General features: G+C 45.0%; 11 protein-coding genes. 5 read left to right on the top strand and 6 right to left on the bottom strand.

Translation table 11 applies throughout. The features are described from left to right. The first annotated feature begins 428 nt into the window (after positions 1-428). Positions 429-1,871 (top strand): cysteine--tRNA ligase, encoded by a 1,443-nt coding sequence (gene cysS, locus O9295_RS26360; protein WP_288036225.1) that lies wholly within the window; start codon positions 429-431, stop codon positions 1,869-1,871. Here the strand turns inward: cysS and O9295_RS26365 are convergent. Next, entirely contained in the window at positions 1,854-3,383 is a 1,530-nt protein-coding gene (locus O9295_RS26365) for a glycine betaine ABC transporter substrate-binding protein (RefSeq protein ID WP_288036227.1), read from the bottom strand. The genes cysS and O9295_RS26365 overlap by 18 nt on opposite strands. Before the next feature lie 118 nt (positions 3,384-3,501). Here O9295_RS26365 and O9295_RS26370 point away from each other — a divergent pair, with 118 nt between their 5' ends. Genes O9295_RS26370 through O9295_RS27615 form a run of 3 tightly spaced genes read left to right on the top strand, consistent with a single transcriptional unit; the run spans position 3,502 to position 6,175 of the window. Next, positions 3,502-4,506 carry a CHAD domain-containing protein gene (locus O9295_RS26370; RefSeq protein ID WP_288036228.1) on the top strand — a complete coding sequence of 335 codons (1,005 nt, stop codon included), beginning with the start codon at positions 3,502-3,504 and terminating at the stop codon, positions 4,504-4,506. A 12-nt stretch (positions 4,507-4,518) separates the two neighbouring features. Continuing rightward, positions 4,519-5,952, top strand: coding sequence for a bifunctional orotidine-5'-phosphate decarboxylase/orotate phosphoribosyltransferase (locus O9295_RS26375; RefSeq protein ID WP_147069116.1), 1,434 nt, complete (start codon positions 4,519-4,521; stop codon positions 5,950-5,952). A gap of 40 nt (positions 5,953-5,992) precedes the next feature. Further along, entirely contained in the window at positions 5,993-6,175 is a 183-nt protein-coding gene (locus O9295_RS27615) for a hypothetical protein (RefSeq protein ID WP_170915505.1), read from the top strand. A 77-nt stretch (positions 6,176-6,252) separates the two neighbouring features. Here the strand turns inward: O9295_RS27615 and O9295_RS26380 are convergent, their stop codons facing one another. The 5 genes from O9295_RS26380 to carA form a co-directional block, all read right to left on the bottom strand. Beyond that, complete coding sequence (locus O9295_RS26380) at positions 6,253-6,549, bottom strand: DUF1816 domain-containing protein (protein WP_193961585.1); 297 nt, start codon at positions 6,547-6,549, stop codon at positions 6,253-6,255. 112 nt (positions 6,550-6,661) lie between these two features. Beyond that, on the bottom strand, positions 6,662-7,528 hold the full coding sequence (gene rlmB, locus O9295_RS26385) for a 23S rRNA (guanosine(2251)-2'-O)-methyltransferase RlmB (RefSeq protein ID WP_288036230.1): 867 nt from the start codon (positions 7,526-7,528) through the stop codon (positions 6,662-6,664). Positions 7,529-7,571: 43 nt separating this feature from the next. After that, positions 7,572-7,988, bottom strand: coding sequence for a Mini-ribonuclease 3 (locus O9295_RS26390; protein ID WP_287732463.1), 417 nt, complete (start codon positions 7,986-7,988; stop codon positions 7,572-7,574). Positions 7,989-7,991: 3 nt separating this feature from the next. Next, the gene (locus O9295_RS26395) at positions 7,992-8,342 is read right to left on the bottom strand and encodes an STAS domain-containing protein (RefSeq protein WP_002763884.1); all 351 of its coding nucleotides are present in this window, start codon (positions 8,340-8,342) and stop codon (positions 7,992-7,994) included. A 74-nt stretch (positions 8,343-8,416) separates the two neighbouring features. Further along, complete coding sequence (gene carA, locus O9295_RS26400) at positions 8,417-9,565, bottom strand: glutamine-hydrolyzing carbamoyl-phosphate synthase small subunit (RefSeq protein WP_147069119.1); 1,149 nt, start codon at positions 9,563-9,565, stop codon at positions 8,417-8,419. A 197-nt stretch (positions 9,566-9,762) separates the two neighbouring features. Here carA and O9295_RS26405 point away from each other — a divergent pair, with 197 nt between their 5' ends. Then, complete coding sequence (locus O9295_RS26405; protein ID WP_288036231.1) at positions 9,763-10,650, top strand: helix-turn-helix domain-containing protein; 888 nt, start codon at positions 9,763-9,765, stop codon at positions 10,648-10,650. Positions 10,651-10,907 lie beyond the last annotated feature (257 nt).

The raw sequence follows: 10,907 nt of genomic DNA on the forward strand, positions 1-10,907 counted from the left end.
AATAGACCTCTTGCAAAAGTCTTAAGTCGATCCTTGTACAGCAACATTTTTGAAGATTATCAACTACTAATAAATAATTAACTGAAAGTCCCTCCCATTATTGTTTCTATCGTTTGTTTTCGGATTTATGCAAGAGGTCTACTGATAAGTAGTCGTGCAAAATTAATTTCCTAGTCGAGACAGGAGACAGGAGACAGGAGACGGGATACAGCTATTAGGGATCGGATTTGAGTTTTCAGTTCTCTGTTTGCTCACCACCGCAGAAGTCTGACGGAGTAGTGGCTTAGATGTGTAATTAATTGTGCTTAGATACTTACACTGATAACTGATCACTGATAACTGATCACTGATAACTGATCACTGATAACTGAAAATAACTGCTATAAAATTGGACTAGCCTTTTCCCCCAGAAAAAAATTTCTCCATCCATGACCTTAATCCTCTACAACACCCTCAGTCGTCGCGAAGAACCCTTTACCCCCCTCATCCCGGGCATGGTCTCCATGTATTGCTGCGGCATTACCGTCTATGATTATTGCCATTTGGGTCATGCGCGTACCTGTGTGGTTTGGGATGTGGTGCGGCGTTATTTGGAGTATCTCGGTTATAAAGTGCGCTATATTCAGAATTTCACCGATATTGACGATAAAATTCTCAATCGGGCTAAAAATGAACATACCACCATGGCAGCCGTAGCCGAGAAATTTATCGAGGCCTACTTTGAGGATATGGCAAAATTAGGGGTCAGACCGGCGGACGCTTATCCCCGGGCCACTCATACCCTCGACGGTATCAAGCGCCTAGTCTATGAATTAGAACAAAAAGGCTATGCTTACCCCAGCGATGGCGATGTTTACTATTCCGTCCGTCGTTTTTCTGATTATGGCAAACTATCAGGGCGAAAACTGGATGATCTGCAAGCCGGCGCCAGCGGCCGGGTAGAAACCGACGACCCGGAAGCAATTAAAAAACAAGACCCCTTTGATTTTGCCCTCTGGAAGGGGGCAAAATCGGGGGAACCTAGTTGGGATTCTCCCTGGGGTCAAGGTCGTCCGGGGTGGCATATTGAATGTTCGGCCATGGTCAAAGAACAATTGGGAGAAACTATCGATATTCATGTGGGGGGAAGTGATCTGATTTTTCCCCACCACGAAAACGAAATTGCCCAAAGTGAAGCCGCTACGGGTAAACCTCTGGCCCACTATTGGTTACATAATGGCATGGTTAAGGTGGCTGGGGAAAAAATGTCGAAATCCCTCGGTAATTTCATCACTATTCGCGAGTTATTGGCAAAATATGACCCCTTAGCCGTGAGATTATTAATTTTAGGCGCCCAATACCGCAAACCGATCGATTTTTCCGATGAGGGATTGCAGGCGGCCACTAATGGCTGGCATACTTTACAAGAGGGTTTATCCTTTGGTTATAAGCATCTTCAGCAAGATAATCCTGGAATTACTGACCAAGAGCTAGAAAATCGCTTTCAAGAGGCGGTAAATCACGATTTTAACTTTGCCGGTGGTTTAGCGGTGTTATTTGAAATCGCTAAGGAATTACGCAAGGAAGGTAATAATTTAACCCATGCGGGTAAGACAGACAGCAATCTGGCCCAATTAGCGGTAAAATGGCATACTTTGGTGAAATTGTCTAGGGTTTTGGGCTTAGAAATTGCCGCCGACCAGAGGGAAACCCCTGTTTCTGAGGGAATTAGTGCAGCGGATATCGAAAATCTGATCCAACAACGGACAGAGGCGAAAAAAGCGAAAAATTACGCCGAAAGCGATCGCATTCGCGCAGAATTAAAAGCCCAAGGCATTAGTTTAATCGACCAACCCGGGGGAGTGACTAAATGGTTAAGAGAGGGAGACTAGAAATTCTTTGACCACTTCCTCTACTTTGCGATCGCGTCCATCCACCTGATAGTTTAATTTCTGCATAGCTGTGGAGGTAATTTTGCCAGTGAGTTTCGCTAAAACCTGTCGCAATTGCGGATATTTTCGCAAACTATCCCGGTTAAAAATCGGTACCGCTTCGTAGGGAGGAAAATAGCGTTGATCATCTTCTAGGATGACTAAATCTAGCACGGGAATTAAGCCATCGGTGGAATTTCCCGCCACTAAATCCACCTGTTTTTCGGCTAAAGCGCGGTACATTAACCCTAAATCCATCACTTTCGGGGGTCCGGCAAAAGTTAGGCCGTAGGTCTTCGCTAATCCCTTGTAACCGTCTTCCCTTTCCAAAAATTCATAACCAAAACCCGCTTGCCAATTGGGGGTATATTTAGCAGCTTGCGAGAGAGTTTTCAGATTGTATTGACTGGCGGTTTCTCCCCGGATAACAATGGCGAAAGTATTCTCGAATCCTAAACTGGGAAAGACTTCTAGATTAAATTTTTCTGGATAAATCTCTTGCAGCTTTTCAGAGACTAATCGGGCATCGTTAAGGGGTTTTTCTTGCAAAATTCCCGTGAAAGCCGTGCCAGAATACTCCACATAACCGTCGATTTTACCCGCTTTCACCGCTTCATGACAGATCAGAGTACCACCGAGATTAAATTGACGCTCAACCCGTAAATTCGTCTCTTTTTCGATTTCCTGTGCCAAAATTTCCCCTAAAATCACCTGTTCAGTAAAATTTTTGGAACCGATCACCACTGTGCCGGGGGATGAATGGAAAATTTGAGTCAAGAGGAAAGATAGCAAGGCCAACCCGATTAAACCTAAGCCCCATTGCCATTTAGAGGGCTTTTTCGGACGTTGCGAAGGGGAAAAGGTCTTTTCTAGCCGACCGAGACTCCAATCGGCAACAAGGGCTAAAAAAGCGGCAGGAATTGCCCCCGCCAAAATTAACTGATTGTTGACCGTGGCAATACCGCGAAAAATAAACACTCCCAAACCACCGCCACCGATGGCAGCTGCGATCGTAGCCACACCGATAGCAATCACCGTCGCAATTCTCACTCCTGCCAAAATTGTCGCCCTGGCCAGGGGTAATTCGATATAGCGCAGGATTTGACCGTCGGTCATGCCTAGGGATAACCCGGCTAATTTTAATTCGGGATCAACTTTTTTGATGCCCAGATAGGTATTTAAAACAATTGGCAGTAAAGTATAGAGAGTTAGGGCAACAATAGCGGGAATTTTGCCGATTCCTCCCAAAAAAGGCACGGAAATTAAAAAACCAAATAGGGCTAAACTGGGGATAGTCTGTAGGGTGTTAACGATCGCTATAATTGGTGGGGCGAGAATAGCTTGACGACTAATTAAAATACCTAGAGGAATCCCGATTAAGCTACCCATAGCCATGGCTATTCCCGTCAAGAAAAGATGCTCTCCAGTGCGAAAAGCGATTTCCCCCCCATAATCTAGCCAAAAACTATCCATAAACTTCTCTTAAAGCTGCTGCTTCATCCTATTGTGTAGAATAAATGGGATCTATTAGTTCCAGTCTTTATTTAAAGATTCTATCACCATCTTGACATTATTTCCTCGCTAAAGACAAATGACTAACAAATTTAATCCTCGGGCTAAAACTGTTGCCGATTGGGCCTATATCGGTATTGATAAACATTTTCATAAAGTTCTTAAACACGAAGCTGGGGTTTTACTCGATCAGGATACGGAAGAATTACATCAAATTCGTGTGGGAATGCGCCGTCTTCGCAGTACCTTAACCGGTTTTGCCCCCGCTTTAACCATGCCGAAATCTGCCGACCAAAAACGGGTGGGTAATCTGGGCAGAATTTTAGGAGAATTGCGGGATTTAGATGTGTTAAAATCGGCTTTTGTCGGCCATTATCAGCCAATTTTACCACCGAAAGAACAGGATTTACTGAAGAAAGTTTTACAAGTTCTCGAACACCAAAGGGAGAAGGCTTTTGCTAAGGTAGAAAAACTCTTAAAGTCCGATAAATTTCTCAATTTTAAGGCAGATTTTGCCAGTTGGTTGGATAATCCCACCTATCAACCGATTGGAAAATTAGATATTGCCACAGTTTTACCAGACTTATTATTACCGCAAGCGAGTCGCTTTTTACTCCATGAAGGCTGGTTAGTTGGGGTAAATTTAGAGGACTATACAAGATTACGAGAGTTTTCTAGTCAAGAAATTGATGACTTATTGGAAAAAGAAGGATTATTACTGCACGATCTCCGTAAAGAAGCCAAGCGTTCCCGCTATAATATGGAGTTATTCCCTCAGTTTTATGGCGACAAATATCGAGAGTATCTAGAAGATATTAAAAACCTTCAAAGTATTCTCGGAGAAATGCAGGATTGTTGTGTTCTCTCGGCTTTTCTTAGCCAAATTTTCCCTAATTGTCTTGCCAAGGAAATGCCCACCTTACTAGAAATTTTCCGAAATATCCGTCACCAAAAATGGCAAGAATGGCAACCTCTACAAAAGAAATTCCTTGACGCTGACACCAGAAAAAGTCTGCACCAGACAATTTTACAGCCTATTTTTCGGCCAAATAGTGTAGAATTAGAAACTAATCCAGAATTCTGAGATTAGAAACCGATGAATTTTTTTCAAAAGTTAAACCACGCCATTAGTCAAAACCAGACTCTACTTGTCCTCGGTTTAGATGCTAACCCCGAAATGATGCCCTCCACCCCGGGAGAATTAATCGTTAATTTAGAACAGTGGCTCAAGTTTATTATCGATGAAACTGCCCCTTTTGTCTGTGCCTACAAACCAACTTTAGGCTTTTATCAAGCTTTGGGAGCGGCAGGGTTAGAATTATTACAGCGAATTTTAACGGCAATTCCCGATCATATCCCGGTAATTTTGGATGCTAAACACGGCGATATTAATACTAGCAGTATTTTAGCCGAGACTATCTTTAAAACTTGGCAGGTGGACGCGGTTACTCTCAATCCCTACTCCGGACAGGATCACGTTGCTCCTTTTTTAGTTTATCCCGAGCATGGCGCTTTTATCCTTTGTCATACTTCCAATCAAGGCGCGATTAATCTGCAAGAATTCCCCAGTCGCGACAATCCTTTTTATCTGCAAGTCGTCAAAGAAGCTTGTACTTGGGGAACTCCCGAACAGGTGTTTTTAGAAGTGGGAACCACTCAACCGGAGATTTTGAAAAAGATTCGCAATTTTGCCCCCGAAAGATTGATTTTATTACGCAGTATTTGGGAAGACAAAAGTAAATTCTCCGAGTTAATTACTGTGGGTTTAAATAGTCATGGCGAGGGTTTATTAATTCCTGTACCCCAAGACTTTTTATCTCAACCCGATTTGGGGGCAAAAGTCAAGGATTTACGCGAGGAAGTCAACAAAATTAAACAAAATCACCAGCAAGAATCGAGCGGAGATGATACTTGGACTGCTAACGTTTGTCTTTTAAAACAACATCCTCATCAGGATTTAATTCTACAATTATTTGATATTGGTTGCTTGCTGTTTGGCGATTATGTGCAAGCATCGGGAGAAACTTTTTCCTATTATATTGATCTGAGAAAAATTATCTCTAATCCTAATATTTTTCAGCAGGTAATTGAAGCCTATGGAGAAATATTAAAAACCTTGACATTTGACCGCATTGCCGGTATCCCCTACGGTTCTTTACCCACAGCCACGGGTTTATCTTTATTATTAAATCATCCGATGATTTTCCCCCGCAAAGAAGTAAAAGCTCACGGCACAAGAAGAGTAATTGAAGGTAATTTTCAAGTGGGGGAAACCGTGGTAGTGGTGGACGATATTTTAATTTCTGGCAAAAGTGCGATCGAGGGGGCAGCAAAGATTAAATCGGCGGGATTATTAGTTAATGATATCGTGGTTTTTATCGACCATGGTGGCCCTGTTAAAGAGAAACTTCGTAGCCATGGTTATCAAGCTTATTCGGTTTTAACCCTAGCAGAAATTACCGATACTCTCTACGAAGCGGGAAGGCTGACAGAAGCAGAATATAGCTGTTTTTTAAATCGCTCCCATTGATATTTAGGGTTTGCGGCAAAAAGTTTTTCTTGGGGGCAGGGTGTGGGGTGTGGGGTGTGGGGTGTGGGGTTTTATCGATTTTCAGCTGGTCAACTACCTAATTTTCAGGGAAAAAGTACCTGAATTTTCCCCCCGATCCCCGCAATGGCTGGCACTTTTTGAGGGGAAAAAAGTCCAAAAGTCTTATCCAACAAGGTTTTTAGATTTATTCAGCAGACCCTAAGTAGCAGCCTTATGCTGTCTTTTCACTGTTTACTGATTACTGATTACTGATCCCTGATTACTGATCCCTGAAAATTGTTAAGAAGCTTGACTGCGTAATACCTTTAGGGTATTCAGGAGCTTGCTTTCTTCTTTTTCCTCAAAAATAGTTAAATCTTTCGGTTTACAACGTTTTATATCCAATTTAATCCCCTGCGCTCCTTCTGTTTTCAAATCTTCTTCATAACCGGCTTGAGCGACTTCAGCCTCGTCTTTAGCGAGAAAAGGACCGAAATAATAAGTACATCTGGGATAGTCGGTTTTAATCTCGACCCAGTAGGCTAATCCGAACCTTTCGAGTAAGCTAATCAAAAATTCTTTCATCTCGTTCCCCATCTAAATCTACTCTGGTGGTTTTGTTACGTTCGTTTACATTTCGCAAACTTCCTTCCTATTTTATTTATACTTTCTCCTTTTGGCTATTGGGAGTGTCGAAAAATACAGATTTTCAATCGGGGGAATTTTGCCAGCGTTGCCGGTAAACCTCGTAAAGAGCCATACCCGCCGCCACCGAAGCATTGAGACTGGGGGTTTTGCCTGCCAAAGGGATAGATACCAACTCATCGCAGGACTTTTGGGTTAGCAGACTCAAACCCTCTCCCTCCGAACCTACCACCAATCCTATCGCACCCGTTAAATTGATTGTGTGTAAAGATTTACCAGTTTTTGCCGCCGTGCCGTAGAGCCAAAAACCAGCCGCTTTTAATTCCTCTAAAGCACGATTGAGATTAACCACCCTGGCCACAGGTAAATATTCCAAGGCCCCCGCCGCCACTTTCATCACCGTCGATGTCACCCCGGCGGCGCGACGTTGGGGAATAACTACCCCCTGACAACCCATGGCTTCGGCGGTGCGAATAATTGCCCCAAGGTTATGGGGATCCGTAATACCTTCAGCGATGACGATGACGGGGTGGCGACTTCTGCCCTTAGCTTTCTCGATCAGATCGGCTAATTCTATATACTCATAGGGAGACATCTGGGCGGCAATCCCCTGATGATTGGCCTTATTGGTAATCTGATCGAGACGCAGATCGTCCACCTCATCAATTACCGTGCCGTTGGCCTTGGCTTTTTCTAAGAGGGTATGATAACGGGGATCGTAACGGAGTCGATTGACCACCCAAATCCGATTAAGTTGGCGCTCCTCCTCCATGGCCGTTAAAACCACCCGGCGACCGTAGAGCAGATCATCAGCTTCTTGGTTTTCTGGAGTTACTGCCGGGGATTTAGCCAGAATTGGCCCGGTTTTCGGCCGCGAGGGCCGGCGAAAATTACTATTATCGGACTTGCCACGAAATGGTCGATCGCTCATGATTGGATGGATTAAGAGTAAAGTCGGGAATCGTCCCTGAGGGCTATAATTCTAGTTTTTCTAATAGTTGATGTAATCTTGAGGGGTCTTGCAGATAAAGATAGCCGAACAGGGTTTCTAAACTGCTGGCCTGCTGATAGACTTGGGCTGTCAGACGACGGCGTTTTCCCGTGACCGCATTGCGTCCCCGGCGCAGAATTTCTTTTTCTTGGTCCGTCAGATAGGGCTGCAGTTGTGCTAAATCTAAAGCCTGTTGTTCGGCCCTGACTTTGCCCACCACCTGAGCGTGATAGTCTCCCAGACGCTGGGGCGGCAGTAAATAATAGGTGCGGATGTATAATTCATAAACAGCATCCCCTAGATAGGCCAGAGAAGCAGGCGATAATCGGTCAAGACCCTCTAGGAGTTGTGACCCCTCGCCACTTAGCTGTAAGCGAATTTGTTCGAGAGGAGATTCCACGATTTACGCTTTTTCCAGATATTTGATCGCCGCTTCCAGGGTGGGTTGCAGGGAAAAAAACTTCTCCAATCGCACCAGTTTTACAGTTTGAGTTACCCGGGGATTGGTAACAATTTGTAAACTGCCCCCTTCGGTTTTGGCCTTTTTTACCAATTTTACTAAAGCCCCTAAACCGGAGCTATCGATAAAATCAATCTGAGCGAGGCTAATAATCACATCCTTGGGACCTTCCTCCACATAGCCTTCGATCACCTTACAAAAAGTCGGTTCGGAAAAGGCATCTAAAAGACCCGTCAAACGGAAAATTTGGTACTTATCTCTGACCTCACGCGTGCCTCGCAAGCTGACGGTCAAGTTAATTGCTTCCGGAATAATCCCCTCCTAGCTCTAGAGCCGTAAAAATCAAAACCCTAGTATATCCTAAAAATTTACGACCGATCCTTTTTTGCTTGCCGCATTAAATCGACAAATTTGGCAAACAGATAATCGGCATCGTGGGGGCCGGGACTGGCTTCGGGGTGGTATTGTACCGAGAAAAAGGGCAAAGACCTGTGTTTTAAACCCGCTACGGTGCGATCATTGAGGTTGAGATGGGTAATCTCCACTTGCGGATTTAAAGAGGCTTCCTGCACCGCAAAACCGTGATTCTGACTGGTAATTTCCACCTGTTGCCGCAGTCCACAGGGTTGATTTAACCCGCGATGACCAAATTTCAGTTTAAAGGTTTCTGCTCCTAGGGATAGCCCCAAAATTTGATGACCCATACAGATGCCAAAAGTGGGTTTTTCCCCTTGTAAAAGTTGCTTGGCTAGGGCAATACCTTCGGTGACAGCCGCCGGATCTCCCGGTCCGTTAGAAAAGAAAATACCATCGGGATTATAGGCGGCGATTTTTTCCGGGAGAGTGTCGGCGGGAACCACGATCACCCGACAACCGTAGCTGGCTAAACGCCGGAGAATATTGCGTTTGATGCCAAAATCGATCGCCACCACCGTTAACGGTTCTTGATCACTATCAATTGGCGCAAATTCCCAGGCGGACGGGGTGGGAGTCGTCCATTCGTACACTTCCTTGGTGGTAACTTCTTTAACGAGATTTAACCCCGCCATACTGGGGGCCGCCTGCACCAGCCGCAGTAAATCGTGATAATCGAGTATTTCCGTAGAAATTGCCCCATTCATCGCCCCAACCGAGCGAATTTTGCGGGTCAGAGACCGGGTATCGATGCCATAGATGCCAATAACATGATGATCGGCCAGATAATCCGGTAGGGATTGGGTAGAACGCCAATTACTGGGCCGGTGGCAGATATTTTTGGCGATCGCTCCTTTTACCTGGGGACGAATTGACTCCTCATCCTCGGGGTTAACCCCCGTATTTCCCAATTCCGGATAGGTAAAAGTGACGATTTGACCGGCATAACTGGGATCGGTGAGGACTTCCTGATAACCAGTCATCCCCGTGTTAAAGACAACTTCGCCGACGGTGGTTCCCTTGGAGCCGAAGGAATAACCCTCGTAAACCGTACCATCGGCCAGAACTAATAAGGCTTTTTGACTAGCAGCACTTGATATCATCGTCAATTTTTTAATCTTGAGTAGTGGTGAGAAACAGAAGTCAAGGATAGACTAGAACAGGGACTAGAAAACGAATTGCTTAGTTTTAATTGGCTAGAGCGTTTTATGATTAAGAGTACATCCGCTCAAGGACAACAGCTTCCCCTGACTAGCCATCGGCAAGATCCTATCGCTTAAAAAATAACTATATAAGTAATATGAGTGCAAGAAAACTGACTGATGCCACGAAAAAAGAAATTCTTAAGCTTTATCGGGAAACGGAGGCCACCACTTCCACCTTAGCCGAGCGTTATGGCGTGAGTAGCTCTACGGTCAGTCGTTTTCTCAAAAATTCTTTTTCTAGCGAGGAATACGAGCAATTAATCCAGAAAAAACGCTTGGCCCGTAATCCTCGTGGCCTCGAGGAGGAGGGAGCAGCAGCGGATTTACCGGAAAAAGCGATCGAGGTGATTAGTTTGCGGGCAGCCCACATCGCAGCTAAGGATGAGCAGGCTTTTCAGCAACCGATCGCTTCTGTGGAACAATTAACCCTGTTAATGGATACCTCTTACCCGCCAGAAGCAGATAATTCGGAATATATAGAAATTAATGGCGATAAACCCCTAGAAGACGCTAATTTAACCGAGTTTTTCGTCGAAGCTATCGAGGAAGAGGAGGAGGAAGATGAGCTTGACGAGGATTGGGATGAAGAGGAGGATGAAGATGAAGATGAAGACGAGGAGGAGGAGGAACTAGCGGGGAGCTATTTAGGCCCGACTATCGTTAAAACAGCCCAATTACAGATATTACCCCTATCGGCGGCGGCTTTTCCCAAAACCTGTTACTTGGTCATTGATCGCGCTGCCGAATTAATCACCCGTCCCCTCAAGGATTTTGCCGAATTGGGTAAGGTTCCCCCTCAGGAAATCCAGCAGCGCACCCTCCCCATCTTTGAAAGTCATCGCATCGCTCGTCGTTTCTCCAAGCGCAAGGAAAAAGTGATTAAAGTTCCCGACGGTCGCCTGATCGAAAAAGCTCACGCTCAACTGGAAGCTAAAGGGATCACCCGTCTGCTCATGGATGGTCGTATCTACGCTTTAGAGTAGGGAATTAGGGGATAGGAGACTGAAAAGTCTCCTCCGAACCCTTTGCTGAGGGTGGAGACTCTCGCAGTTGAGAGAGTTCAGCTTAGTTGACATCCTCGCCGCACTTTTAGGGCGGCGATTCCTAAACCTCACGATTTAAGTTTCTGCTTCCACCACCGTCGCATACCACAGTTAAAAAACCATGTACTGTCTTACACAGAGTCCACAGACTTTCGCCCCATTTCAGAAGCCCGATTCCGTGTGTCCCACGGTACGTT

This window comes from Microcystis sp. LE18-22.4A, assembly GCF_027531105.1.
GTDB classification, from domain to species: domain Bacteria; phylum Cyanobacteriota; class Cyanobacteriia; order Cyanobacteriales; family Microcystaceae; genus Microcystis; species Microcystis aeruginosa.